The organism is Mesorhizobium sp. M1A.F.Ca.IN.020.04.1.1, assembly GCF_003997315.1.
Lineage (GTDB): Bacteria > Pseudomonadota > Alphaproteobacteria > Rhizobiales > Rhizobiaceae > Mesorhizobium.
In genome coordinates, this window is record NZ_RZSN01000074.1 from 1 (window position 1) to 26,290 (window position 26,290).

Below are 26,290 nucleotides of genomic sequence, written 5' to 3' on the forward strand. Positions count from 1 at the left end.
TGTCGAGACCGGCGAGTTCCTTGCCGAGCGACTTGGTCAGCGCAAGCACGCCGGCTTTGGCGGCCGAATAGGCGGCGGCGTTGGGATTGCCTTCCTTGCCGGCCACGGAAGCGACATTGACGATGCGGCCGTAGTTGCGCGCGATCATGCCGGGCACCAGACGTCGGCAGCAGTAAAAGACGCCGTTGAGGTCGATTTCGATGATCTGCCGCCAGGCGGCGGGGTCATAGTCCACCACGGTCGCGGCCGGCCCGGCAATGCCGGCATTGTTGACAAGGAGATCGACAGGCCCGAGCGCCTGCTCGGTCTCGATTGCGGCGCGGTCGACGGCCTCGATCTGCGACTGGTCGCAAAGCAAGGCATCGACCCGGCCCAAGGGAGCAAGCTCGGCCACAGCGCTCGCCATCGCGGCCTGGTCGATGTCCCAGATGGCGACGCTTGCGCCCGACGACAGCAGGCGTCGGGCGACCGCAAGGCCGATGCCTTGCGCGCCGCCCGTCACGACCCCGACGCGGCCAGAGAGATCGACAGCATTCAAACGACGGTTCATGGCCAATTCCTCTGCTTCTCCATGCACTTGGTAGCGCGGATCAGTCCCTGACGTTTCGCGCCACAAGCTTGGCGACGCTTGGCCCAACAAGCAGCACGACGAGGAAACGGGCCGATTGCAGCGCCATGACGAAGGAGATGTCGACGTTCTGCGCGGCGGCGGCGATGATGGCGACGCTGTCCATGCCGCCGGGGCTGGTCGCCAGATAGGCGGTCAGCGGATCGATGCCGAGCACGCCGCTGATGACGAAAGCCATGCCGCCGCAGAAGGCGATCAGCGCTACGATCGAGGCGATGATCTGCGGCAGGGCGCGTGCCGCGTGGCGCAGGATCGGCCGGGTGAAGTTCAGCCCGATCGACCAGCCGACCATGGCGTAGCTGACGGCCAGCAGCCAGGGCGGCAATTGCATCGGCACGCTGAAGCCGAGATGGATTACCGCGCCAAAGATGAAGGTGCCAAGGAAGAAGGGCGAGAGCAGTCTGAGCAGCTTGCCGAGCAGGCCGCCGACGACCGCGATGCCAAGGGTGGCGCCAAAGGCCAATGGATCGATCGGCGGAAACCAGATGATGGGCGGCACTTCGACGCCCGACGTGTCGACCCACATCTTGGCGACGAGCGCCGCCGTCACCGAAACGAAGATGACGCGCAGATATTGCATGAAGGCGACGAGGCGCTGGTCGGCACCGAAGGCGCCGGCCATCAGCACCATGGCGGTGGCGGCGCGCGGCGAGGAACCCCAGACCGCCGTGGTGCCGGGCAGGATGCGCCAGCGACTGATCAGCCAGCCTAGCAGGCTGGAGGCGGTGAGCGTCGCCACCACCATCCCGAAGAAGAGCGCCCATTCGGCGTAGAAGACCGGAAATATGTCGACCGAGATCGAATTCGCCACCAGGCAGCCGACCACGGCCTGAGCGGAACCGAACAGCGCGCGGGGTACGCGCACCGTGGCGCCGTTGGTGCCGGCCAGGATCGCGGCAAGCATCGGGCCGATCAGCAGCGCCGCAGGCAAGGCGGCCAATTCCAGCGCGCCGGCAAAGAGCAGCGAGAGCACCACCAGCGCCAGCCACTGCTGCAGCGGGCGCAATCGCGTCATGCGTTGAACAGACGGTTGCTCCAGTGACGGTCCTTCTGATGAAGAGTCCATATCCGGCTCTTAGCCCGGGCACGGACAAATGCGAACCCCGCGGAAATGCCGTTGGCGACGGTCTCGCGCTCAGCTGCCCTTCTCGGGGGCCGGAAGGCCGAAGCCGCCGACAGGATGGGTCTCGACCTGGAATTCGAAGCCGGCGATGAAAGGACGCGCCCTGGCGATTGCCGCCTGGACTTCGGGCAGTTGCAGGGACGCCTTATGGCTTGCCTGATCGGTCCACACTTCGGTGACCCAGATCGCGTCGGCATCGGCCGGGTCGGTGGCGATGATGTAGCTCAGGCAGCCGGGCAGCGCACCGGTCGTCTCACGCAGCACGTCCATGACTGCATCGCGCTGGCCGCGTGCCGCCCGCATCTTGCCGATCAGTCCGAACATTCACTTCCTCTCCCTCCAGGTTGCACGCTGAGCTGAGTATGCAATCGCCAGCTCACGGCATCAACTGGCCACCATTGACCTCGATCACCTGGCCGATGATGTAGCCGCTCAAGAGGTCGGAAGACAGGAACAGGTAAGCGCCGACGCAATCTTCGGCCCTTCCGGCGCGACCCTGCGGAATGGTGGCGACCATGCCCTTCATCTGCTCGGCGGTGGAATAGCGCTCGTGGAACGGGGTCAGGATGGTGCCGGGCGCCACGGCGTTGACGCGGATGCCGAAGCCGATCAGCTCCTTGGCCATGCCGCGCGTCACGTTGGAGACGAAGGCCTTGGACGAGCCATAGAGGCCGGCGCCGCCGCCGGCGCCGTTGCGGGCGGCGATCGAGGTGGTGTTGATGATGAAGCCGCCCTGGCGCTTCAGCCATGGGATCGCTCTGCGCGAGGCCGTCAGCACCGAGCGCGCGTTGAGATCCATCACCGCATCGTAATGGGCCTCGGTCTGCTCGGCATAGGCAACGCGGCCGAGCATGCCGCCGGCATTGTTGACCAGCCCGTCGAGCCGGCCGAAATGTTCAGCGCTCCCCTCGACCACGCGCTCGACGTCGGCGGGAACCGAAAAATCGCCCTGCGTCAAGAACACCTCGCCGCCGTCGTCGCGGATGGTTTTGGCGAGCTCTTCGGCGGCTTCCCGGCTTGAGTTGTAATGCAGCGCAACGCGGCATTTCTGCCGGGCATAGGCGAGGGCGAGGGCTGCTCCGATCCCGGTCGACGCGCCGGTGACCAGCACCGCCTTGCCGGCAAGATCGGGAATGACAAGCGTGGTCGGGTCAGTTGGCACGTCGATATCTCCAGGATTGCGCTGGCAATTGGTAGACGCTTCCCGGCCAGGTGTTCAAGTCAAGGCAAGATCAGGGCGCGAATTCAGGGCCGCAGATAGACATAGCCCTGGCGCTGCAGCTCCGCGAGCTTGACCACGCCGCCTTTCTCCGCGACCTGGAAGCCGGCAAGCAGGTCGGTCAGTGCGATGTCCATGCCATGCATGGTGTTGCTGCAGGCCTGCGGAACAAGTCCCTGCTGGACGAGGCCGGCAAAGCGGCTGGAGGTCGCGCCGGAAGCGCTCTTTGCCTTGAAGGCCGCAAGCGCCCGCCCGTGCACGACCAGCACGACCTCGACATTGCCGCCGGTGCCCTCATAGTGGTTCTTGATGTTGCCGAGGACGAAGTTGACCTTGTCGGCGTCGCTGAGATGGTAGGCGACCTTCAGCCTGTCTTCGCCGGCGGCGGCGCTCGCCTGTCGCAGACCGAAAAAACCGCCCACTCCGGCAAGACCGGCGCGGAAAACGTCACGGCGCAGCATCGCATCCTCCTCGATCCGGCGGCTCTCGCAAGTTTGCGTGGCCCAGCCTTCGTGCCTAGACTAGCATGAATCGCAATCACGTCCTGTCGGTGCGAGGAGAGGATCACATGACGTCGAGGATGGTGGCAGGTGCGGTGCTGGGTGCCGCCCTGTTCATTGCCGGCGCGGCGCTCGCAGATGATGCCCCCAAGCTGACCGAACTCAGCCCGAACGGCGCCGACGTCTGCTTCGGCCGGGTCTATGATGCCGCCCATCTCAAGGCGCATCCGCACCAGAAGGTGGCGCGCATCTTCTTCTACCATGGCCACGATCCGGCCAGCCGGCCGAACGAGGAGCCGAGCTCGATGTCCGACGCTGCCTATAACGGCTTTCTCACCACCACGGTGCGCGGCGCCAAGAAGCCGGAATGGGCGGCTGGCTGGTGCAACAAGGAGGATCCGAGCGACAAGGCGAGCGGCATCCGCTGCGGCATGGAATGCGACCGCACGCTGGCCTCGCTGAAAGTCGACGACAAGGGCCGGCTGATCCTCTCCAACGTGCAGCCTGACGTCTATCTCGACGCCGGCGCGGAGGAGGATCTCGGCAAGGCGAAATACAACGAGCAGGCGCTGGGCAGCGAAGACGATAATTTCCGTCTCGATCCGATGCCGGCCGACACCTGCAAGGCGGAGTTCGCGCGCATCGATCCGATCGACCCGGCGATCGGGGCCCCGCTGCGCGAGCGGCTGAAGCCGGACCAGCCCTTCTGCTACGGCCGCGACTATGACGACGCGCATCTGAAATCCCATCCGGACCAGATGACGCAGTCGATCCGCGTCTTCCGCGGGCCGATCGAGCTCGCTTCCTTTGCCGCCGGTGGCGATGCCGCCAACTGGCCAGACGGCGCCGACATCGCCATCTCGGTGACGACCAGGCAGAAAGAGGCCAAGGTTACGCAGACCTATTCCTGCCAGGGCGAGGCCGATCAGTGGCGCTGCTCGGCCAGCTCCAAGATGAGCGACTTTGCCTGCGACATCTCGCAGAAGGAGATTTTTCTCAAGCGGGGCGCCAGCGGCACGATGCTGCTGGCCAACCCCAACAATGCGCTCGCCATCGTCGACCTCTGCTCGAAGATGGCGGGCGGCAAGACCACGTCCGACGACAAGGTGTACAGACTCAATCCGATGCCGCAGTCGGCCTGCACGCCGTGAGTGTGCCACTTCGTCACTCTAAAGTGTGGCGCTTCGTCATCCTATGCGGAGCAAGGAGGGAAGCGACGCGCGCAGCCATAGGATCCATGCCGTTATGCTAAAGCGTTGAAACGGTGCAGAACTCTGCTTCGCTGCATGCTTCGGCCAAGGCCACGGCATGGATCCCAGGGGTCTCGGCGATGGAGCTTCGCTCCTGCTTCTTCCAGGGATGACGACACCGCGGAGGCCCGGCCAATTTTCCAAGGCGTGCCTGGAAATCGCTTCAGGCGAAAGGCACCGCCGTTGTGCCTTTCGGCAGCTTCGCCTCGTCGTCCGGCTCGACATGGATGGTGACGCGCACCGAGGGGATCTCGGCCTTCAGCGCGTCCTCGATGCGGTCGCAAATGACATGGCTGGCGCCGACCGTCATGTCGGCGTCGACGACGAGGTGGAACTCGATGAAGGTCGCTCGCCCGGCGATGCGGGTTTTCAGGTCATGCACCTCCAGCGCACCCTTCGAATTGGCCGAGATGATATCGCGGATCTGCATGTGCTCCTGGGTGTCGACGGCACGATCCATCAGTCCGCTCAGCGACTCTCCGGTAAGCTTCCAGCCCTGATAGAGAATGTTCAGCGCAACAAGAAGCGCAAGCAGCGGGTCGAGGATATGCCATCCAGTCATCACCGCGGCGACAAGGCCCACGATGACGCCGACCGAGGTAAGCACGTCGGTCATGATGTGCTGGCCGTCGGCGACCAGGGCCGGCGATCGTTCGCTGCGGCCGTTGCGGATCAGCACGAATGCCCAGACGGCATTGACGAGCGCCGCGCCGGCATTGATCGCTAAGCCCTGCCAGGGCTGTTCGAGCGACGCGGGATTCTGCAGCGATTGCCACACCTTGGCGATGATCAGCAGCGCCGCAACGACGATCAGAACACCCTCGAGCACCGCAGAAAAATACTCGGCCTTGTGATGGCCGAAGGGATGGTCGCTATCGGCGGGCTTATGGCTGATGCGGATCGCCCAGAGAGCGGCTGCTGAAGTGATGACGTTGACGATGGATTCCAAAGCATCGGAATAGAGGGCCACGGAGCCGGTCATCTGCCAGGCAACGAATTTCAGCCCCATCACCAGGAAGGCGATGACGATCGACCAGAAAGCGAGGCTGGCGATCTTGCGCTTCGCGGCGGCTCTTGCGGCCGCCGTCGCCGTGTCTTCCACCGCGGCCATCGTTGCTAGGCAGCCTTTTCCTTGGCCTTGCGCGGCAGATGCGCAACGATGTTCTCGATGATGCGCATGCCGGCATTGTGGCCGAGCGTCATGATCGATTCCGGGTGGAACTGAACGGCGGCGATCGGCTCCTTGCGGTGCTCGAAGGCCATGATGACGCCGTCCTCGGTCTCGGCCGTCACCACGAAACCTTCGGGCAGGCGCACCGGATCGGCGAAGATCGAATGATAGCGGCCGACGGTCACTTCCTTGGGCAGCCCCGAGAAGATGATGCCCGGCTTCGAGACACGGATGCGCGAGGGCTTGCCGTGCATCGGAATGTGCAACTGCCGCAACTCGCCGCCATAGGCTTCGGCCAGCGCCTGCAGGCCAAGACAGACGCCGAAGACCGGCAGGTCGCGGGCGCGCGCTCGTCTGATGGTCGCGGCGCAATCGAAATCCTTCGGCGTACCCGGGCCGGGGGAGAGCACGACGAGATCGGGCTTCAGCCGCTCGAACACCTCTTCCGGCACCGGCGTGCGCACGGTGGAAACAGTGGCGCCGGTCTGGCGGAAGTAGTTGGCCAGCGTGTGGACGAACGAGTCCTCGTGGTCGACGAGCAGGATGTTGACGCCGTCGCCGACGCGCGCGGTGGTGCGTTCGGTGCCTGCGGCGTTGCCGGTCTTGGCGTCGCGTATGGCGGAGAGCATGGCGGATGCCTTCAGTTCGGTTTCGGCTTCTTCTTCCTCAGGAACGCTGTCGAAAAGCAATGTGGCGCCGGCGCGCACTTCGGCGATACCGTCCTTGATGCGGATGGTGCGCAGCGTCAGCCCGGTGTTCATGTCGCCGTTGAAATTGACCATGCCGATCGCCCCGCCATACCAGGCGCGCGGGCTCTTCTCGTTCTGCTCGATGAAACGCATGGCCCACAGCTTCGGCGCGCCGGTGACGGTGACCGCCCAGGCGTGTGACAGGAAGGCGTCGAAGGCGTCCATGCCTTCGCGCAGCCGTCCCTCGATGTGATCGACGGTGTGGATCAGGCGCGAATACATCTCGATCTGGCGGCGGCCGATGACGCGCACCGAGCCCGGCTCGCAGACGCGCGACTTGTCGTTGCGGTCGACGTCCGAGCACATGGTGAGCTCGGACTCGTCCTTCTTGGAGTTGAGCAGCTTGAGGATCTGCTCGCTGTCGGAGATGGCGTCGTCGCCGCGCTTGATGGTGCCGGAGATAGGGCAGGTCTCGACCCGACGGCCGTTGACGCGCACGAACATCTCCGGCGAGGCGCCGATCAGATACTCGTTTTCACCGAGATTGATGAAGAAGGAATAGGGAGAGGGGTTGATCGACTTCAGCTTGCGGGAAATGTCGGAGGGCTGGGTCTCGCAACGCTCGTAGAACATCTGTCCAGGCACGACCTCGAACAGGTCGCCGCGCTTGAAGCTCTCCATCGCCCGGCGCACCAAATTGGCATATTCGCCGGGTTCGTGATCGCCGCGCGGCGGGATGCGGTCGGCGGTCCTGAACGGCTCGACATGAGCATCGCGGGCCAAGCCTTCCGTGGAAAACCCTTCGCCGGAATAGTCGTAGCGGTCGGTCCAGGCCTTGGTCGAATAGTGGTCGACGACGAGGATCTCGTCGGGCAGGAACAGCACCAGGTCGCGCTGGCTCTGCTTACGCTCGAGCTTGTAGTCGACCGGGTCGAACTGGAAGGCGAGATCGTAGCCGAAGGCGCCGTAAAGGCCGAGATTGGCGTCCTCGGCAGTCTTGAACAAAGCCGTGATGGCGCGCAGCACCGTGAAGACGGACGGCACGCGGCTGCGCTCTTCCTCGGTGAAGACGCGGCCGGGCTTGGCGACATCGAGGCGGATCAGCTTTTTCGAGCTCTCGGCAATCGCCACCTCGCTCAGCTCGCCAAGCGCCTTGCCGATCACCGGCAGCAGCACTTCGCCGCGCTGGTTGAGCGCCTCGATGCGCATGGCGCGGCCGCGCGCCGAGATCACCAGCGGCGGATCGATGATGGCCGTGTCCCAGCGCGTGTAACGGCCCGGATATTCGTAGTTCGAGGAGAACACCGCGCCGCGGCGGGAATTCAGGCCGTCGACATAGGCGTCAATCGCGCCTTCATAGGGCTGGTCATGGCGTTCGCGGGTGATCGTCACCCCGCCCGCGGTGACGAAGCGCTCCGCCCCGTTGTCCAGAACTGTAGTCGTCATTGCCGTCTCCATCAGCGTTTTGGGCAACGGACCCGGGAATGGCTTGGAAAACAAATGGCCGCCCGGACATTCCGCTGCGGCCACCCTCATTTTCACGCATGCGCGTTCGAACCGGCCGCTGTCAGCGAGCCCACCACCAAACGGTCTTGTTCGAACGCATGTTCATGGCGACTCCCATAGCGGCGAATGACGGCCCACGCAACTGGATTTCACGCGAACGGTAAAGCCGGCCCGTCAGTCCTCCAGCGTGCCGGAGCGCGCGTCGGCGCTCCTCTTGTCGCCGGCAAGCTTCAAAAGATCCTCGCCGGCGCGAATGATGCGGCGCGAACGACGGGTCAGGATGAAACCCGACTGGGGCGCGAACACCTCGGTGCGGCCGCCGGCTTCGCCGGGCGCATGGACGATCGTCGCCAGCCGGTCGCCCTTGTTGACGCGGTCGCCGGGCTTGACGTCGTAAAGGATGGCGCCGGCCTTGGGCGAAGGCATCATCTCGATGTTTTCCAGCGGTACGACGGCGCCGGAGAAGCTGCTCGCCTTCGGGACGGAAGGGTCCTGGATGACGCCGCGCGTCACCAGCAAGCGGTAGAGGCCGGCGGCATCGGAGGCGGCCAAGCCGCTGTCGACATCCAGCATGCCGCGATATTCGACCGTGGTGGCGACGCGCCGGTCGAAGCGCGCGACGCTCGCAGGCACATTTTGATAGGGCATGATCGAGGCGCCCTCGAAGGTGCCGCTACTGTCCTCGCTCCACAGCAGGACGGCATCGATGCCCATCGCAGCCGCGCAGTCGGCCATATGCGGCCACAGGCTGGTGTGGATGTAGAGATAGGCAAGGCCTTCATCGTCGCAGTGGAGATCGAGCACGATGTCGTTGCCGAGCGAGAGTTCGACGAGCCGCTTCTTCAGCCGGCGGTCGGCGCCGCCGAGGTTGACATCCGCTAAAAGCCTGGCGTCCGGCGCGGCAAGCAGCGGGAAGGCACGGTTGAAGTTGGTGCGGGTGCCGAGATTGAAGCGGCCCTGGTGCTCGCCGAAATGGTATTGCGCCCGACCGATTGGATTGGCCCAGGGCACCAACGTGATGGCGCCTCTAATGCGGCCTTCCGCTTCCGCCTTGGCAAGCATCGGCATCAGCGCGTCGATGGCGACGACACCTGGCAATTCTCCGGCATGAAGCGCCGCCTGCAGATAGGCCGAGGACGCCGACTTGTCCGTGCCCTCGAAGCGGAAAACTGGGAACTCATAAGCAACGCCTTCGCTGTCGCCTGCGATGCGCTCGATGGTCTTTTGCATGGGGTTCCTCCGGTGGGTGGCCAGACATGCATGGTTACGGCCAGGGTGTCAGTGGTCCAGTCCGCCCGCGCGATAGCGCAAGCCGACCGTCGGACGCCTTGAGCACTGTTTGCCAAGATCGAGAAGCCCCGACGTGGAGCGGCGATCTGCCGTTACGCCAGCGGCTTCAAGTCCTGGGCGATGGTCGGCAGAAGCTCCGAGACGTTGGGGTGGATGTGCATGGCGCGCGCCAGCGTCGAGATCGGCGCCTTGGCATACATCAGGTCGAGCACTGAGTGGATCGCCTCGTCGCCGCCCGGTCCGAGCACCGAACAGCCGAGGATCTCGCCGGTGTCGGCGTCGGCCAGGATCCTCATGAAGCCTTGCGTCTCGCCCTTTTCGACGGCGCGGCCGACACGGGTCATCGGCCGCTGGCCGACAAGGGCGCGGCGGCCGGATTTCTTGACAGCGGTCTCGGTCATGCCGCAGCGGCCGAGCGGCGGATCGATATAGAGCGCATAGGCCTCGATGCGGTCGCTGACCTTGCGCGGATCGTTGTCGAGCAGATTGGCGGCGACGATCTCGTAGTCGTTGTAGGAGGTGTGGGTGAAGGCGCCCTTGCCGTTGCAGTCGCCCATGGCCCAGATGCCGGGCACATTGGTGCGCAACTGGTCGTCGACGACGATGTAGCCGCGCTTGTCGACCTCGACGCCGGCCTTGTCGAGGCCGAGGTCGTCGGTGTTGGGGACGCGGCCGAGCGCCAGCAGCACATGCGAGCCGACCGCCGGCGGCTTGCCGGCAGAGAAGGTCACGGCGATACCGTTGTCCTGCCTGGCAAAGCCGATGTCCTCCGCGCCGACATGGACGGTGACGCCTTCGTTTTCGAGGATGGACTGGATCGCGGCCGAGACGTCCTCGTCCTCGCGGCCGGTCAGCCGCGGCGCTTTCTCGATCACCGTGACCTCGGAGCCGAATCGGCGGAACATCTGGGCGAATTCGAGCGAGATATAGCTGCCGCCGACGACGACCAGATGGCTGGGCAGCACATCGAGATCCATCATCGAGGAGTTGGTGAGATAGGGGACGTCGTTGACGCCGGGCAGGTCCGGCACGGAGGCGCGGCCGCCGGTGTTGAGGAAGATTTTTGGCGCGGTCAGCAGGTCGTCGCCGACGCGCACTGTATTAGCGGATTCGAATCTGGCATGGCCGCGATAAAGCATGCAGCCCTTCATCCCCGCGATCCAGCTTTCGAGATTGCCGCGGGCGTCATTGGTCACCTTGTCCTTGCGTGCCTTGATTCTTTGATAGTCGACCCCGACCGGACCGGAGAGCGCGACGCCATAGTCGGCGGCGCGGCGGGCAAGATGCGCGGCGTAGGCGCTCGCCACCATCGCCTTGGTCGGCATGCAGCCGGTGTTGACACAGGTTCCGCCAATAAGCTTGCGCTCGATCAGCGCAACGCTCATGCCGGCGGCGTCGAGCCGGCCGGCGAGCGAAGGGCCGGCCTGGCCGGCGCCGATGACGATGGCGTCGAAGTTTTTCGCGCTCATGCTACCGCCGCCACGATCAGCAGGCCGCCGATGATCGCCACCGCGTCCTCGATGAAGGCGGCGGGCGGATCCTTGCCGAAGGCGGCAGCCATCCTTGCGCGTGCTTCCGCGCCGCCCAGCGTGCCGATCACCGCGCCGATCGCGCCGGCGATGAGGCAGCCGATGGTGGCGCCGACCGTGGCGCCGATCACCGCGCCGCAGAAGGCGCCCGTGACGATGCGCGCGCCAAACTGCTGCGGCACCTTGCGGCTCGGCGTCGACGGCAACTGGTCGGTGACGAGTTCGACAATCGCCAGGACGGTGAAGATGCCGACCGCGATCCAGTGGCCCATGAAGCTTGCCCAGGTGCCGGCAACCGGGATCCAGCCGAGATACGAACCCCAGGCAACGGTCGCTGGCGCGGTCATCGCGCGAAGGCCGGCGACGACGCCAATCAGCAATGCCAGAATGTAGAGCATCATCATCCCCTCAAATTCGGAGCTCCGCACGGTTCCGCGGATGGCAAGCTAGCATAGGCCTGGCGTTTGGCCATGGGCTTTTCCGGTCGGGCGGATTGTGCTTTGGCAGCGGGACGGGAATGGAGGAGCAGCCATGACGACAAGCGAGCGCATGAAGATGGCGGCGGGTGAATGGTACAGCTGCATCGACCCGGAGCTGGAGGCGATGCGGGTGACCGCCCGCGACGCAGTGTTCGAGCACAACAGCATGCCGCCCCGGCAGCGCGGCGACATCGGCGCGACACTGCGAGCGCTGCTCGGCGGCCTAGGCGAGGGCGCGCGCATCGAGGCGCCGTTCCACTGCGCTTACGGCTTCAACCTGTTTCTCGGCGAGGGCGCCTTCCTGAACGCCGGTTGCACCATTCTCGATACCGCTCCGGTGAAGATCGGCAGGAGGACGCTGCTTGGCCCCAATGTGCAGATCTATTGCGCCGAGCATCACCGCGAGGCCGCCGGGCGGCTGGCCGGATTGGAGATCGCCAAATCGGTGACGATCGGCGACAACGCGTGGATCGGCGGCAGCGCGGTGATCCTCGCCGGCGTCAGCATCGGCGAAGGCGCCATCGTCGGCGCCGGCGCGGTGGTGACGCGCGACGTTCCGGCCAATGCGACCGTGGTCGGCAACCCGGCGCGGATGGTTACACGCCGCTGAGGGCGACCCGTGCGCTGCCCTTCGAGAATTCGCGCCGGTACTGCATCGGCGAGGTTCTGAGCCGTGCCGCGAAATGCTGGCGCAGCGACGTGGCGCTGCCGAAGCCGGCCTCGAAGGCCACCATGTCCATCGATTTGTCGGTCTGTTCCAGCAGCCTCTGCGCCAGAGCCAAGCGCTGTTCGGCCAGCCAACTGCCGAAGCTGGTGCCGGTCGTCTTCTGGAAGCGACGCGTGAAGGTGCGGCGGGTGAGGCCAGCTGCTTCGGCGACGCTGTCCAGGGTGTGAGCTTCGCCAAGCGTTGCCCGCACCCCGTCAAGTGCCTTTGTGAACCGGTCGGCGTTTGGCGTCGGCGCGAGCGGGCGCTCGATGAACTGAGCCTGTCCGCCCTGCCGGTGCGGCGACAGCACGACGTGGCGGGCGAGCCGAAGCGCTGCCTCGGCGCCGTAGCGGGCGCGCACAATGTGCAGGCAGCAGTCCAGCCCGGCGGCGACGCCGGCCGAGGTAACGATGTCGCCTTCATCGACATAGAGCACGTCGGCATCGACGGCGATATCGGGGTGCAGCGTCTGCAACTGGTCGGTATAGGCCCAATGCGTGGTGGCCCTGCGTCCCGCCAGCAGTCCGGCGGCGGCGATGGCGAAGGTGCCGAGGCAGAGGCCGACGATCAGCGCGCCGCGCTTATGTGCCCGTTCGAGCGCATGCTTGAGCGGCGCTGCCAGAGGAGCATCGAGATCTTTCCAGCTTGGGATGATGACGATGTCGGTCTGGTCGAGCGCCGAAAGATCGTGCGGGACCGAAATGCTCAAACCGGCATCGGTATGGATAGGTCCTTGCTCCGCCGCGCAAACGCGGAAGTCGAAGCGCGGCAGGCCGAGCTTGGTGCGGTCCGCGCCGAAGACCAGGCAAGGCACGGAAAGGTGGAACGGGCTGATGCCGTCGAAGGCGACGACGGCGACGATCGGATTGCGCATGGCAGACATCACCAGGTTACGGCAAAGAGTGTCCCAATTCTTTCGAATAATGTCAATGGGGCCACTTTCTGGGAATAGATGTTCGGCCTAGCTTCGCCACCTATCAACCCGCTCGAAAGGAACCGCCATGTCAGCACCAGCCACCCAGCCACGCCGCGCACTCGTCGTCGTCGATGTCCAGAACGACTACAATGGCGGCAATCTCGCCATCCAGCATCCGCCCTTCGCCGACAGCGTCGCCAACGTGGCGCGCGCCATGGACGCCGCCACTGCTGCCGGCATCAAGGTCGTTGTCGTGAAGCAGATGGCGCCGGAGACTTCGCCGATCTTCGCCAAGGGCAGCCATGGCGGCGAACTGCATCCCGAGATCGCCGGGCGCGCCCGCGACCACTATGTCGAGAAGACGCTGCCCTCCGCCTTCACAGGCACCGACCTCGAGAACTGGCTACGCGCCAACCACATCGATACGATCGCGGTCGTCGGCTACATGACGCATAATTGCGACCTGTCGACCATCATCCATGCGGTGCATTTGGGCTTTGCGGTCGAGTTCCTCTCGGATGCCAGCGGCTCGGTTCCCTACGCCAACAGCGCCGGCTACGCGTCTGCCGAAGACATCCATCGCGTGGTGAGCGTGGTGCTGCAGTCGCGCTTCGCCGCGGTGCTCAAGACCGCCGAATGGATCGATTGCCTGAAGACCGGCGCCCTGCCGGAGCGCGACACGATCTATGCGTCGAACCAGCGGGCGCTAAAGCGGAACGCTGCCTAAGCATTTCACCGTTTCACGGAAACGGCGAAATGCTCTGGCTTTTTGTTTTTGACGCAATTCCAGACGGAAAACTGCTCACACTTTCCTGGAATTGCTTTAGCCGCACCAACGCCGAAAGAAAAAGGGCACCGCAGCAGTGCGGCGCCCTTCGTCATTTCAGCTCCTAACGCTGCCTAGAACAGGCCCTCGATCTGGCCCTGCTCGTTGAGGAAGATCTTCTCCGAGGAGGGCGACTTGGGCAGGCCGGGCATGGTCATGATCTCGCCGCAGATGATGACGACGAAGCCGGCGCCGGCCGAGAGCCTGACCTCGCGCACCGGCACGGTATGGCCGGTCGGCGCGCCGCGCAGGTTTGGGTCGGTCGAGAAGGAGTACTGGGTCTTGGCCATGCAGACCGGCAGATTGCCGTAGCCTGCCTGTTCCCACGCATGCAGCTGGTCGCGGATCGATTTGTCGGCGATCGCCTCGTCGCCGCGATAGATGCGCTTGACGATGGTGTTGACCTTCTCGAACAGCGGCATCTCGTCCGGGTAAAGCGGCGAGAACTGCGAGGCGCCGGATTCGGCGATCTCGACAACCTTCTTCGCCAGGTCCTCGATGCCGGCCGAGCCTTGAGCCCAGTGCTTGCACAGGATCGCCTCGGCGCCCTGCGCCTTGACGAAGTCCTTCATCGCCTGGATTTCGGCGTCGGTGTCGGTGGTGAAGTGGTTGATCGCCACCACCGCCGGCACGCCGAACTGCTTCACGTTCTCGATGTGACGGCCGAGGTTGAGGCAGCCCTTCTTGACCGCTTCGATGTTTTCCTTGCCGAGATCTTCCTTCTTGACGCCGCCATTCATCTTCATGGCGCGCACGGTGGCGACGATCACGGCGGCCGCCGGCTGGAGCCCGGCCTTGCGGCACTTGATGTCGAAGAATTTTTCGGCTCCCAGGTCGGCGCCGAAGCCGGCTTCGGTCACGACGTAGTCGGCAAGCTTCAGCGCCGTCGTGGTGGCGACGACCGAGTTGCAGCCATGCGCGATGTTGGCGAACGGGCCGCCATGCACGAAGGCCGGGTTGTTCTCCAGCGTCTGCACCAGGTTGGGCTGGATGGCGTCCTTCAAAAGCACGGCCATGGCGCCGTCGGCCTTGAGATCGCGGGCATAGACCGGCGACTTGTCGCGGCGGTAGGCAACGATGATGTCGCCGAGGCGCTTCTCAAGATCCTTGAGGTCGGTGGCAAGGCACAGGATCGCCATGACTTCCGAAGCGACGGTGATGTCGAAGCCGGCCTCACGGGGGAAGCCGTTGGCGACGCCGCCCAGCGAGCAGATGATCTCGCGCAGCGCCCGGTCGTTCATGTCCATGACGCGGCGCCAGGCGACGCGACGGGTATCGATGCCGAGCTCGTTGCCCCAGTAGATGTGGTTGTCGATCAGCGCCGAAAGCAGGTTGTGGGCCGTGGTGATGGCGTGGAAGTCACCGGTGAAGTGGAGGTTCATATCGTCCATCGGCACCACCTGGGCCAGGCCGCCGCCGGCGGCGCCACCCTTCATGCCGAAGTTCGGGCCGAGCGAGGCTTCGCGGATGCACACGATCGCCTTCTTGCCGATGCGGTTCAGGCCGTCGCCGAGGCCGACCGTAGTGGTCGTCTTGCCTTCGCCGGCAGGCGTCGGGTTGATGGCGGTGACGAGGATCAGCTTGCCGTCCTTGTTGCCCCGCACCGATTTGATGAATTCGGCCGAGACCTTCGCCTTGTCGTGGCCATAGGGCAGCAGGTGCTCGTAAGGGATGCCGATCTTGGCGCCGATCTCCTGGATCGGTTTCTTCCTGGCGGCGCGCGCGATCTCGATGTCGGACTTCACTTCGGCCATGACGGCTTTCCTCTGGATTGGGCGGTGGAGGGGGGGGGTTCGATCACTACAGCAATTCCAGGAAAAGTGTGAGACGGTCTGCCGTCCGGAATTGCGTTAAAACGAGGAAACAGGGCGGTTCTGCGTTTCCGCCCGGACGCGAGGGCATGTTCTAACCCTGTCGCTGTCACGGCGTCAACTTTCATGCAACTATGTTTCCTGTAAAGAAATTACGTTCCCGGCCGACCTTCCCAAGGGTCTTTGGCGCCCGGTCGTTGCGAGCGTATAGAAGCCAGAGCAGGGATCGTTCCGCCGTCTCAAAACAGCCGCGCAATGCACGGAATGCGACAGAAGCGACGACGCAAATCCGCCACCGTCCTGCGGTGGCAGCAGCGCTATTGGCTGAGCACGTTGCTGATCTCGACCATGTTGGAGCGCACGCGCAGGATATAGAAGCCCATGGTCGTCAGATGCGTTGGCAGCAGCCAGCCGTCCTCGCGGCCGTTGGCGATGATGAAGGGCTGGATGCGCAGTGCCGAGACGAATTGCGCGTCCATGGTGTCCCACAAATTCTGCAGGTGCTTTTCCTTGATCACGTCCTCGAAGTCGGCCTGCGCCGCTTTCATCAGGCCGTAATAGGCGTAGAGCTGGCCATAGGCGAACCAGAAGCGGTCGTCGGCGCGGAAGTCGAACCAGCCGTCATTATGGTTCTCGGCGCGCTCCTTCAAGATCGCGGAGGTCGAGCCGATGTCGCTGGCGATGCGGTCGATATATTGCTTCAGATTGTCGGCGCGGGCATCGAACGTCGCCTGACAGCTGGCAAGGCGAGCGTTGAAGGAGCGCAGCTTGCGCACCGCGTCGCGGTAGTAGCTCGGCGTCGGCGTCTTGGGGCCGAACGGGTTGAGGCCGAAATACCAGGTCTCTTCGTCGAATTGCAGATTGCCGCGTGCATCCTGCAGGTCGGCGTCGATCTGCGAGGTGGTGCGCACGCGGCCGAGATTGTCGGCAAGCTCGGTGGCGGTGCGCCGGACCCCCTGGTTGATGCCGCGCTGGAAGGAGGCCTTGTTGTCCATCCACGGCGTATGGTCCCAGTCGATGCCGAACAAGCCGAGCTTGTAAAGGATCATCGAGGAGACCCAGGCATTCTGGTTGACGTTGAAGTCCGTCAGATCGGCAGCCACCTGGGCTATCCCTGAGTTGCCGCAGGTCTTGGCGGTGTCGGTGCCAGCGCCGGCGGAGACCTGCTCGCCGGCCGAGACGCTGCGCTTCTCGAAGGTGTATTTGTCGGGATAGTTCGGGTCGAAATTGTTCCACCACTGGGTGGCGTAGAAGAAGTTGGCGTAAAGGCCGATCAAAACCAGCAAGGCAAGGCCGACCACCGCCTTCAGGATCCAGCCGCGCTGGCCGTACCAGCGGCCGGCCCATATGAACGGCCAGAGAATAATGCCGACGACGAATCCTATGCCGCGGCCGATCCACTGGAAAATCCGGGTGAAGAAATTCACGATCGGATCAAGCATGGCTCTCGTCCCCCCTCAGTCCGTCAAGCCGTAAAGGCGCGCGCGGAATGCCGCCTTGTCCTTCAAATATGTGGTTTTCAGAACGTCCACAACATGCGATCGCCATGCATCGCTGAAGCCGTCGAAGTCCTTGTAGAAGCCCGGTTTATTGAAGACGTAGCGCGAGACGAAGTCCTGCGGCACGAAATCCGAGATCAACTGATTGGTGAGCCAGGCATCGGGATGATCGGGCTTGGCGCGCACAACCAGGAAGCGCTGGCGCGGCGGCACATCTTCAAGCTTCAGGTGGCCGAACTGGGCGATCTCGCGCTTGGCGGCGTTGAGGAAAGGGAAATTGCCGTCGCTGGCAATCAGGTCGGCATGGCTGTGGATCCAGGTCTGCAGCCAGACCTTGTCGACGTCCGTCAGGTTGCGGTTGGGCTCGGCATCGCGGATCAGCGCCCTCACCACCATCTCGGCGCGGTGCTCCAGATAGCCCGAGGTCTCGATCCAGGAAGCGCGCGGCAGGTCAAGACGGCCCGTGGCGGCGAGGAAGCGGAATACCTTGTCGGCGTCGTTGATCGACAGATAGCTCACCTGCCAGGGCCGCGAGCGGCGGAAGCCGGGCGCAGCCGGATCGCTGATCACCGTCGTCATGTCGGGGTCGACGAAGACGTAGAGCCCGCCGAAATGGCTGGTCCAGTAGGCGTTGTGGCGGAAGATCACCTGATCGGGCACCAGCGCGTTCTCGCGGATGTCGCCGCAGACCTTGGCGAGGCCGACCATGCGCTCGAGCATGGCGTTGTCGCGCCAGGCGTCGGGTTCCTGCTTCAGCCGGTCGACCAGCTTGCCGAGTTCGGCCGCCTTGCCGAGCACGTCCTCGGCCGACAATACCTTGAACTCGACCTGATTGATCGACAGCAGGTCCTCGATGTCGTCGACCTTGGGGACGGAGTCCTCGATCTCGCCGTAGATGACGTCCTTGATGGTCAGCGCGTCGATGGCGCGCTGGTTCTTGGACATGAACTCGAACATCAGCTGCGAGGTGTTGGAGAAGGCGGTGTGCACGACCGGCAGATCGATCTGCGACGGCGTCAGGATGATGAAGCGCCGGTTGACCTCGTTGGGATCGAGATAGCCGTAGTCGCCGCATTCCTCGGCCACCTCGGGCGAGAAACCAGTGCGGTCGATCTGGAAGCTCGTCAGCTTGGTCGGCTCGAGGCCGAAGGCGACGAGAGCCTTGTTGTAGCGCTGGATGAGATGCGGTTCATCGACGACGAGCAGCCTGCCGTAGATCAGCTCGTTGTCGCGCAGAAGGTCGGGCTTTTTGGCGGGACGGGTCATTGGCAAAGGTCCGACGGATGTAGCCTCGAAAGGCGAAGCGGCAACGCCGACGCCCCCCTCTCCCCGTTCTTGACGGGGAGAGGGTAAGGGTGAGGGGCGGCGCCAACGATCAAAGATTTGTCTCCCCGTAGCCGCTGGCAGCAATGAATCGAAGCTCGTGCGTCTCGATCAGACGATCGAGACGGCATTCGATCGCAGCAAGTATGGTTTCGAGCACCTCATCCCGCTTCTTCAAGACATCGACATTCCAGAAGCGGAGAACGGACCAATTGTTTGAGACCAGGAAGCGATCCCTGATCTGGTCGTAGCTGTTGCCTGCATGCTGGCTGCCATCGACCTCGACAACGAGCTGGCACTCCCTGCAGGCAAAATCAGCGAAATAATTGCCTATCGGAAACTGCCGCACAAACTTATGGCCATTCAATCGTCTGTCGCGCAGTTCCATCCAAAGAGCTGTTTCCGCGTCGTTATCCGACTGCCGGAGGCGTCTTGCCCGTTTCGTTGTAGCGACTTCTGGTCCACACACGGCGCTGCCCCTCACCCTTACCCTCTCCCCGTGAAGGACGGGGAGAGGGAGGCGCCGACGTTGGCACCACATCCTTCCGCACTTGCGGGCAGCGAAGGAAGCCTACGCATTCCAAAGCCCCTTGTTCTTCAGCTCCTCCATCTCGCGCGCGGCGCGTTCGCGGAGCCGCGCGTCGCGCAAAAGCTTCTCGACCGCCGCGTCGTCGGACTTGTCGGAGTAGCGGAATTCGGAATCGGCGTAGCGGTTGATCTCCTGCATGACCATGTCCATCGAGAACGGCCCGCGCAACTCCTCGATCATCGCCTTCTTGTCGTCGTAGCTCTTGTGCATGAAGGCTTCCGGCTTCTCGAACCAGTCGTCCGGCAGCTCGATATCCATGGCGCGCATCTTGATGGCGTCGGTCACATTCTTGATGGCGCGGCCGGTGAAGCGCGGCTCGGCATTCTTGATCATGTGCAGGTAGGTGCCGATATCGGCCATCGTCTTCGGCGCGCCGTTCTCCTTCATATAGCGCTCATAGACCTTCATCAGCCCGTCTTCCTGCGGCTTCTCGTGCTCCTCATAAGCCGCAGTCACGGCGCGCTGGATTTCCTGCGCGGCATAGAGCTCGTGCTTGCCCAGCGGGATCTTGTGGTTCTTGCCGGCGAGCAGCACGAAGATATCGATGTAGTCGTCGCGGCTCTGCGGGCCGTCGACCAGCCAGCGGGCGCCGGCGCGCTGGCGCAGCGCATCGTCGACATTTTCGGGGTAATTGGAAAACATGCCGAAGGAGCAGTTGCCGCGCACCACGGTGGAAGCGCCGGCGAATGCGTCCATGAGGACGCCCGTGATCTCCTGCTGACCGGCGGATGCGCGGTCATCGGAGCGGCGCGCCGCCACCTGGTCGATGTCGTCGATGGTGCCGAAACCGATGGCCCGCGGATTGAGCACATTGTTGATGAACTGCCGGCAGTTCTGGCCGGATTTGCCCTGGTAGGAAGAAATCTGGTCGACGCCGAAATTCTCGTAGACGAAGGGATAGCCGGCCACCTGACAATAGTTGTTGAGGAGGCCGGCGATCATTTGGATCAGCGTCGTCTTGCCGGTGCCTGGCGCGCCGTCGCCGATGAAGGTGAACAGAAAGCCGCCGAGCTCGACGAAGGGGTTCAGCTCGCGTTCGAAATCATAGGCCATCAGCATCTTGGCGAGCTTCACCGACTGGTATTTGGCGATGTGATTGCCGACGACCTCTTCCGGCTTCTTGAAGGTCATCACCAGCGGCTTCAAGCGCTTGCCGGGCGCGACGTCGAAACCGTCGAGGGTGAAGTCGTCGGCATCAATGCGGATATGCGCGTTCTCGAACGGACCGATGCCGTCGAAGCGCCCCTTGCGCGCGAGCAGCCCGTCGATGGCGACGCGGGCGAATGCGCGCGCCCTGGTCATCAGATCGGCATCGTCCTTGGAGCCGGCAATCGCCTTGTCGAGGCCGGCCACGATCGACTTCACCGCGTCCTGCGGCGTGTCGAACAGGAAGTCGGGTTCGGGACTGTCGTTCGGCGCCTCGCCGTCGCTATCGATCAGCTGGAACAGGTAGGAGGCGAAGCTGAAAGCCGAAACGTAGGCGGAGGCCGACAGCAGCTTCTTGAATGTCGCCGCCTCGTCGCCTTCGAGCGGGGCACGCGCGTTCTTGGCCTGCAGGCTTTCGAGATCGGATCCTTCGGCAAAGACATCCGATATGGCCAGCGCGATCGCCAGGCCGCGGCGGGCGCGGTAGAGAAGCATGTGCTGGGGGATGCTCATCAGCTGGTCGTCGGGATGGATCGCGGCGACCGTTTTCGACAGTTCGACCTCGCGCGTGCGGCGCACCGAACCGGCCGAGACGGTCGAGACGAAGCGCCGGTTGGTGCCGGCGAGCGCGGTGCCGGACTCGCGCGATGGATCCTCCAGCACGACGATGCGGGTGATGAAGCTCTGCGCGGTGGCGCGATGCTTTTCGATTGTCGATTCCGAGATCGTGGTCAGCCCGGTGTCCATTACGGATACTCCGCGATTCGACGGTCACACATCGCTGATGACCTGCCCTTTGGACAGGATGTGGACCTTGTAGCCGGAAAAGATCTTCTGCGCTTCGCCCGCGGCATAGAGCGCCTGATAGGCCTCGTGCGGGATCAGCGCGTGGTTCTCGTAGCTGGAGACGCCTTGGCGCGCCGCTTCGAGGTCGTCGGTGTTGATGAAGAATTCCTGCGTAGACTTTTCGCTGGAGAACAGCCCCTTGCGGCCGGGCTTCTCGGACTTGGAAAAGACTTCCTGGATGGTCCAGGTGAGCAACCAGGCGTTCTCCGGCTTGCGCACCTTGGCCAGAACCTCGGTAACGGTCGAATTGTTCTCGGTGATCCCGGCCGAATAGAACGGGCCGAGCACGACGCGCCGCAACTGCTTCGGGTGCAGCGGCTCGAAATCCTTGTCGAGATTGACCGCGATGGTCGCCGGCGACAGCGTGTAGGCGGAATTCTTCTCGGTGAAATCGTCGAAGCGGTGGGCAAGCTCGGGGTTGAGCAGGCCATCGACAGGAAGCGGAATGTCGATCTTCTCGTTCAGCTTGCCGTTCGCGTCGACGAGCTGTCGCACCATGCTCTCGGAGGAGTCCTCGACCGTCACCATATAGATCAGCGGCAGGTTGGCGCTGCCGTCGAACGAGGCCCAGTGGACGAGGTAGTAAGGCCGCATGGTCTTCGGATTGACCGAGACTTTGGCCGTCTGCGCCAGGGTGAACGGACCGAAGGTGGTCTCGCTCTTGACACCCTCCAGATAGAGCCGCTCGGCCATCGACCTTTGCAGCGCCACAGGCAATTCCTTGTGGCGCAGGATGAAGTCGGCCATCTCCTCGCGCAACTCGCCGGCCTGCGGAATGTTGGCCAACCGGCTATCTGCCTGTCGGCGGTCGTTCTCCAATTCGAGCAGATTCTGGAACACCGGATAGCCGCTGTCGGCGCGCGAAATGCGGAACGTATCCATGAAGCCCAGCCGGTTGCGCCAGCAGTCGAATGAGTTTTCCAGCCGGGCGATGTATTCGGCGACGATCTTGGCGACGATGCCGTGCCGGTAGAGCGGCGAGCGATCGTCGCGCATGAACAGTTCGAGCCCGCTCAGCGCTGCGGTGATGGCGAAGAAGTAGCGCGCCGCCGCTTCATTTTCGGGGGTCATGGCACCGCCGTGTCGAAGAATGCCGTCACACCGCCTACTGCTGCACGTAGTTCGCCGAATTGTGCTTCTTCATCACCTCGTCGAAGCGGCGGGCGAAGGCGTCGTCGGCGAGTTTCTTGCGGCGCTGGATGTCGGCGGTGGCCACCATATTCTTCTCGTGCATCTCCAAGAGATCGCCGATGTGCTTCTGCGAAGCGGCGCCGATGCCGGCCATCGTCTCCTCGGCCGTGTTGTCGACCTGGCTGCCCAGCGTGTTGATCTTGTGGGCAACGTCCTGCTGGGCGGCCGTCTTCAGCGAGTCTTCCAGAGCTTTGTAGAGCACGATGCGCTGCTCGGTGTCGATTGTCAGCTTGTTGATCAGCGTCGACTGCGCGGCGATCTGGTTGTTGAGGGAATCGACAAACGTCTGAAACATCGAGGTGTAGCGCTCCAGCGTCTGGCTTTCGGCCAGCAGCTCCTGCTCCTTGGCCTGCTTCTCGTTGTACTCGGTCGCCATCTTCGAACGCTCGCCCTCGAGCTGGGTGCGTTCCTTCTGGCTGGTCGAGGCGGCGATCTTGTTCTCGATGTCGAGCAGCATCGGGTTGAGTTCCTCGATGCGTTTCTGCACCGCCTCGAGATTGGTCATAGTCGCCTTGCGGCGCTCGATCACCTGCGACAGGCTAGCTTCGGAGGTCTTGTAGCGCTGGTCGAGGATCTGCTTCTGGGCTTTCAGGATGCCGACGATGGTGTCCGATTTCGCCAGCAGCTCCTGCAAATTGCCGGCGAGCGACATGTTGCGCACTCGGTCGGTGCGCATGCGCTGCTTGCGCTGCTCGGAGAAGACGCCGACGAGATTTTCCCAGCCGGTGTAGCTCTTCATGCTCTCGAATTCGGCGCCGAAGACATTGGTGGCGTCCTCCAGCCCGATGATCAGGTCGGCGATATTGCCTTCCATGACCTTCTGCTGTTTCAGCACGTCCTCGATGCGGGCGTTCTCGAGGTCGAAATTGGCATCGCCGATCTTCCTGTCGGCCTGCGCCAGCGTGTCGAGCACGGTTCCGGACTGCTCGATCTTGGTGCGCATGTCCTCGACGACCTGCTTGGTCTTGGCAATTTCGGCATCGAAATTCTGCAACGTCGCCATAGGGGCCTCCCGCTTCGGCATCCGGTTTCGTGTCGCACGTCGCCGAATATATGTGGGGGCTCAAGGGATTGAAAGAAGGAAGACAGGGAGACGTGGCAAAACAAAAGAATTGGCCAGGTCCTTGAAAGATAAGGCAAGCATGCTCATGCCGGAGTAATGCGCGCCGCCTTCAGGCAGCTTTAGCTGGTATGCCTTAAGCTCTTGTTTTTGCGGACAAGCTGCGGCGCTGGGGAGTGTGCAAATCTGTTGTGCCGAATCGTGGCAATCAAGCGGCCATCAGCCGGCGCATGGCAGCGATTGCCCAACTTAGTCGGAAGTCGCGAGGCTCCCCGTCTCAGTTGCGGGCAAAGCCGATGAAGTCGTCGGGCGCAGCCCTGCCCATTTCCTCTTCCCAGTGCCGGCGGCAGAGCGAGACATAGACGTCCTTGCCGATCGCCACCTGCTCGCCTTGCTTTGCCACCTTGCCGTCGGGACCGAGGCGAACGACCATCGTCGCCTTGCGGCCGCAGCGGCAGATGGTGCGCACTTCGCGCAGATCGTCGGCGATGGCGAGCAGCGCGCGCGAGCCGGAAAACAACTTGCCTTGGAAATCGGTGCGCAGGCCGTAGCACATGACCGGGATGTTCAGCCGGTCGGCGATGCGGGCCAGCTGCCAGACCTGCTCCTCCTCGAGGAACTGCGCCTCGTCGACGAATATGCAATGCACGGTGGCGTGCTCATGATGCTCGGCGACGCGGGCGTAGAGATCGTCGCCGTCACGGAACATCTCGGCCTCGGTCTCGAGACCGATGCGCGACGAGATCAGTCCCTTGTCGCCGTTGCGATAATGGCCGGCGACGAACAGCATCGTCGTCATGCCGCGTTCGCGATAGTTGTAGGATGCCTGCAGGAGCATCGTCGTCTTGCCGGCATTCATCGTTGCGTAGTTGAAGTAGAGCTTGGCCATATGGGTGTTTAAGCTCAATTGCTGCGGGGCGGGGAAGGGGCCGCGGGCTCCTTCCACCAAAAAAGCGGGCCCGCCGGAAAGCGCGGCATGTCGCTGAATGGCAAGCGCGCGCCGTTGATCGCGGTGTGGAACCGCTTGAAACCGCATCAAAATGGTGTTTGGCTGGCGAAACAAGGCGGGCGCAAGAACCGTGACTTCGCGCCGCTTTAAAAAACCGCAATGGGAGAAAGTTCATGTCGCGTATGAAATCCTTCGTCGCCGGCCTCGGGCTGGCGGCGCTTCTGTCCACGACCGCGGCCTATGCCGGCGATCCGGCGAGCTGCAAGGCCGTGCGACTGTCCGATGTCGGCTGGACCGATATCCAGGCAACCACCGGGCTGGCTTCGGTGCTGCTCACCGCGCTCGGCTACGAGCCGCAGGTGATCCAGCTTTCGGTGCCGGTGACCTATGCGTCGCTGAAGAACAAGGACCTCGACGTCTTTCTCGGCAACTGGATGCCGTCGATGACCAATGACATCAAGGACTATACCGCCGACGGCTCGGTCGAGACGGTAAGCACCAACCTGACCGGCGCCGGCTACGGCATCGTCGTGCCGACCTATGTCGCGGATGCGGGCGTCAAGACGCTGACCGATCTCGGCAAGTTCAAGGACAAGTTCAACGGCAAGATCTACGGCATCGAGGCCGGCAATGACGGCAACCGCATCATCCTCGACATGATCAAGAACCCGAAGGACAATCTCGAAGGCTTCGAGCTGGTCGAGTCCTCGGAAGCCGGCATGCTGACGCAGGCCGAGCAGTCGATGAAGAACAATGAGTGGATCGCCTTCCTCGGCTGGACGCCGCATCCGGTGATGGGCGCGATGAAGATCACCTATCTCGAAGGGATGGGCGACAGCGGTTTCGGCGCCGCCACCGTCTATACCAACACGCGCAAGGGCTACACCGCCGAGTGCCCGAATGCCGGCAAGTTCATCTCCAACCTGAAATTCAATCTCGATATGGAAGGCGAGATGATGGACGCGATCCTGAAAGGCGGCGATGCCCAGACGGTCGCCACCGACTGGCTGAAGAAGCATCCGGACGCGATCGCGCCCTGGATCGCCGGCGTGACCACCTTCGACGGCGGCGATGCGGCTGCGGCCATCAAGACTGCGCTTGGGAGCTGAGCCGGCTTTGAGTCCGGCATGATCTCCGGAAAGGGGCAGCCGCTGGAAAAGGCTGCCCTTTTTCATATGCTGTGAGAAGGTGACCGCTCGGCAGGGGCGGCAAGGACCAAAGAGGGGAAAGATGGATCCGATCTCGAAATTTCTGGTCGCCTACAAGATTCCCATAGGTCCATGGGGCAAGGCCTTCTTCGGCTTCCTCACCGAAAATTTCGACACCGTCTTCAGGGCCTTTTCGAACGGCCTGAACTTCATCCTCGACGGGGCGGTGGACCTCCTGCTGATGCTGCCGCCGGTGCTGCTGGCGCTGGTCGTCGCCGTCATCGCCTGGTTCCTGCAACGCTCGCGGCCACTCGCCATCGGCGTCTTCATCGGCCTCATCTTCATCATCAACCAGAACCTCTGGAAGCAGACGGTGCAGACACTGGTGCTGGTGGTGGCCGCCGCCGCCATGGCAATGGCGATCGGCGTGCCGCTCGGCATCTGGGCGGCGCACAAGCCGAAGGTCTACCGCGTGATGCTGCCGGTGCTTGACCTGATGCAGACGCTGCCGACCTTCGTCTACCTGATCCCGGTGCTGACGCTTTTCGGGCTGGGCAACGCGCCTGGCCTCATCGTCACCATCATCTTCGTCATCCCGACGGCGGTGCGTCTCACCCATCTCGGCATCGTCTCGGTGCCCAAGGCGATCATCGAGGCGGGCGAGTCCTTCGGCGCCACCAAGAACCAGCTTCTGTGGAAGGTCGAATTGCCCTCGGCGCTGCCCACGATCATGGCGGGGCTGACCCAGTCGATCATGCTGTCGCTGTCGATGGTGGTGTTCGCGGCGCTGATCGGCGCCGGCGGTCTGGGCACCGAAATCAACCGCGCGCTGGGCTCCCGCAAGATCGACCTCGGGCTTGAAGCAGGCCTTGCCATCGTCGTGCTCGCCATCGTGC

The 26,290-nt window shown here is 63.5% G+C and carries 26 protein-coding genes; 6 read left to right on the plus strand and 20 right to left on the minus strand.

What is annotated here, in order from left to right; translation table 11 throughout:
* From EOA49_RS16475 to EOA49_RS16495, 5 genes are all read right to left on the minus strand, one after another.
* The coding region (locus tag EOA49_RS16475) for an SDR family NAD(P)-dependent oxidoreductase (RefSeq protein ID WP_245460696.1) at positions 1-550 on the minus strand (550 nt) is incomplete at its 3' end.
* Between the two features lie 40 nt (positions 551-590).
* Positions 591-1,694, minus strand: a complete 1,104-nt coding sequence (locus EOA49_RS16480) for an AbrB family transcriptional regulator (RefSeq protein ID WP_127241731.1) — start codon at positions 1,692-1,694, stop codon at positions 591-593.
* A gap of 69 nt (positions 1,695-1,763) precedes the next feature.
* Positions 1,764-2,075: a putative quinol monooxygenase gene (locus EOA49_RS16485; protein WP_095823304.1), complete on the minus strand. Its 312-nt coding sequence runs from the start codon at positions 2,073-2,075 to the stop codon at positions 1,764-1,766.
* Between the two features lie 52 nt (positions 2,076-2,127).
* Positions 2,128-2,913: an SDR family oxidoreductase gene (locus EOA49_RS16490; protein ID WP_095823303.1), complete on the minus strand. Its 786-nt coding sequence runs from the start codon at positions 2,911-2,913 to the stop codon at positions 2,128-2,130.
* An 83-nt stretch (positions 2,914-2,996) separates the two neighbouring features.
* Entirely contained in the window at positions 2,997-3,431 is a 435-nt protein-coding gene (locus tag EOA49_RS16495; RefSeq protein WP_067326442.1) for a DsrE family protein, read from the minus strand.
* Positions 3,432-3,538: 107 nt separating this feature from the next.
* On the opposite strand from EOA49_RS16495, the gene EOA49_RS16500 reads away from it, so the two are divergent.
* Complete coding sequence (locus EOA49_RS16500; protein WP_095801839.1) at positions 3,539-4,621, plus strand: hypothetical protein; 1,083 nt, start codon at positions 3,539-3,541, stop codon at positions 4,619-4,621.
* Between the two features lie 262 nt (positions 4,622-4,883).
* Here the strand turns inward: EOA49_RS16500 and EOA49_RS16505 are convergent, their stop codons facing one another.
* The 5 genes from EOA49_RS16505 to EOA49_RS16525 form a co-directional block, all read right to left on the minus strand.
* Complete coding sequence (locus EOA49_RS16505; protein WP_095801702.1) at positions 4,884-5,831, minus strand: cation diffusion facilitator family transporter; 948 nt, start codon at positions 5,829-5,831, stop codon at positions 4,884-4,886.
* Positions 5,832-5,836: 5 nt separating this feature from the next.
* Positions 5,837-8,026: an anthranilate synthase gene (locus EOA49_RS16510; protein WP_095801838.1), complete on the minus strand. Its 2,190-nt coding sequence runs from the start codon at positions 8,024-8,026 to the stop codon at positions 5,837-5,839.
* Between the two features lie 234 nt (positions 8,027-8,260).
* Positions 8,261-9,316 carry a succinylglutamate desuccinylase/aspartoacylase family protein gene (locus tag EOA49_RS16515; RefSeq protein ID WP_095823299.1) on the minus strand — a complete coding sequence of 352 codons (1,056 nt, stop codon included), beginning with the start codon at positions 9,314-9,316 and terminating at the stop codon, positions 8,261-8,263.
* 152 nt (positions 9,317-9,468) lie between these two features.
* Positions 9,469-10,845, minus strand: a complete 1,377-nt coding sequence (locus EOA49_RS16520; RefSeq protein WP_127241984.1) for an FAD-containing oxidoreductase — start codon at positions 10,843-10,845, stop codon at positions 9,469-9,471.
* Complete coding sequence (locus tag EOA49_RS16525; RefSeq protein ID WP_127241985.1) at positions 10,842-11,303, minus strand: DUF4126 domain-containing protein; 462 nt, start codon at positions 11,301-11,303, stop codon at positions 10,842-10,844. Before EOA49_RS16525 ends, EOA49_RS16520 begins: the two co-directional genes overlap by 4 nt.
* 133 nt (positions 11,304-11,436) lie before the next feature.
* Between EOA49_RS16525 and EOA49_RS16530 the strand changes: the two genes are divergently transcribed.
* Entirely contained in the window at positions 11,437-11,994 is a 558-nt protein-coding gene (locus EOA49_RS16530) for a sugar O-acetyltransferase (RefSeq protein WP_067326458.1), read from the plus strand.
* On the opposite strand, the gene EOA49_RS16535 is transcribed toward EOA49_RS16530, so the two are convergent.
* Positions 11,981-12,964 carry a helix-turn-helix domain-containing protein gene (locus tag EOA49_RS16535; protein WP_127243256.1) on the minus strand — a complete coding sequence of 328 codons (984 nt, stop codon included), beginning with the start codon at positions 12,962-12,964 and terminating at the stop codon, positions 11,981-11,983. The genes EOA49_RS16530 and EOA49_RS16535 overlap by 14 nt on opposite strands.
* Before the next feature lie 127 nt (positions 12,965-13,091).
* Between EOA49_RS16535 and EOA49_RS16540 the strand changes: the two genes are divergently transcribed.
* Positions 13,092-13,733: a cysteine hydrolase family protein gene (locus EOA49_RS16540; RefSeq protein WP_067326464.1), complete on the plus strand. Its 642-nt coding sequence runs from the start codon at positions 13,092-13,094 to the stop codon at positions 13,731-13,733.
* A 5-nt stretch (positions 13,734-13,738) separates the two neighbouring features.
* On the opposite strand, the gene EOA49_RS32655 is transcribed toward EOA49_RS16540, so the two are convergent.
* From EOA49_RS32655 to EOA49_RS16580, 9 genes are all read right to left on the minus strand, one after another.
* Positions 13,739-13,888 (minus strand): hypothetical protein, encoded by a 150-nt coding sequence (locus EOA49_RS32655; RefSeq protein ID WP_156751097.1) that lies wholly within the window; start codon positions 13,886-13,888, stop codon positions 13,739-13,741.
* A gap of 18 nt (positions 13,889-13,906) precedes the next feature.
* Positions 13,907-15,586, minus strand: a complete 1,680-nt coding sequence (locus EOA49_RS16545; protein ID WP_067326468.1) for a formate--tetrahydrofolate ligase — start codon at positions 15,584-15,586, stop codon at positions 13,907-13,909.
* A gap of 374 nt (positions 15,587-15,960) precedes the next feature.
* On the minus strand, positions 15,961-17,085 hold the full coding sequence (locus EOA49_RS16550) for a DUF2333 family protein (protein WP_127241736.1): 1,125 nt from the start codon (positions 17,083-17,085) through the stop codon (positions 15,961-15,963).
* A 15-nt stretch (positions 17,086-17,100) separates the two neighbouring features.
* Positions 17,101-18,408, minus strand: a complete 1,308-nt coding sequence (locus EOA49_RS16555; RefSeq protein WP_095823294.1) for a DUF6638 family protein — start codon at positions 18,406-18,408, stop codon at positions 17,101-17,103.
* Positions 18,409-18,517: 109 nt separating this feature from the next.
* A complete protein-coding gene (locus EOA49_RS16560; protein WP_164746948.1) occupies positions 18,518-18,934 on the minus strand; it encodes a DUF559 domain-containing protein in 417 nt (138 codons plus the stop codon).
* 102 nt (positions 18,935-19,036) lie between these two features.
* On the minus strand, positions 19,037-20,947 hold the full coding sequence (locus EOA49_RS16565) for an ATP-binding protein (protein ID WP_127241734.1): 1,911 nt from the start codon (positions 20,945-20,947) through the stop codon (positions 19,037-19,039).
* A 24-nt stretch (positions 20,948-20,971) separates the two neighbouring features.
* Positions 20,972-22,117 (minus strand): hypothetical protein, encoded by a 1,146-nt coding sequence (locus EOA49_RS16570; protein WP_127215404.1) that lies wholly within the window; start codon positions 22,115-22,117, stop codon positions 20,972-20,974.
* A 34-nt stretch (positions 22,118-22,151) separates the two neighbouring features.
* Positions 22,152-23,240 (minus strand): hypothetical protein, encoded by a 1,089-nt coding sequence (locus EOA49_RS16575; protein ID WP_095801837.1) that lies wholly within the window; start codon positions 23,238-23,240, stop codon positions 22,152-22,154.
* 334 nt (positions 23,241-23,574) lie between these two features.
* A complete protein-coding gene (locus EOA49_RS16580; protein ID WP_127215405.1) occupies positions 23,575-24,186 on the minus strand; it encodes a thymidine kinase in 612 nt (203 codons plus the stop codon).
* Positions 24,187-24,273: 87 nt separating this feature from the next.
* Between EOA49_RS16580 and EOA49_RS33975 the strand changes: the two genes are divergently transcribed.
* The 3 genes from EOA49_RS33975 to choW form a co-directional block, all read left to right on the plus strand.
* Positions 24,274-24,396, plus strand: coding sequence for a hypothetical protein (locus tag EOA49_RS33975; protein WP_259979959.1), 123 nt, complete (start codon positions 24,274-24,276; stop codon positions 24,394-24,396).
* A gap of 23 nt (positions 24,397-24,419) precedes the next feature.
* Positions 24,420-25,355 carry a choline ABC transporter substrate-binding protein gene (locus EOA49_RS16585; protein WP_127242184.1) on the plus strand — a complete coding sequence of 312 codons (936 nt, stop codon included), beginning with the start codon at positions 24,420-24,422 and terminating at the stop codon, positions 25,353-25,355.
* Between the two features lie 121 nt (positions 25,356-25,476).
* Positions 25,477-26,290: choline ABC transporter permease subunit (gene choW / locus EOA49_RS16590; protein ID WP_127243257.1), on the plus strand; the 814-nt coding region annotated here is incomplete at its 3' end.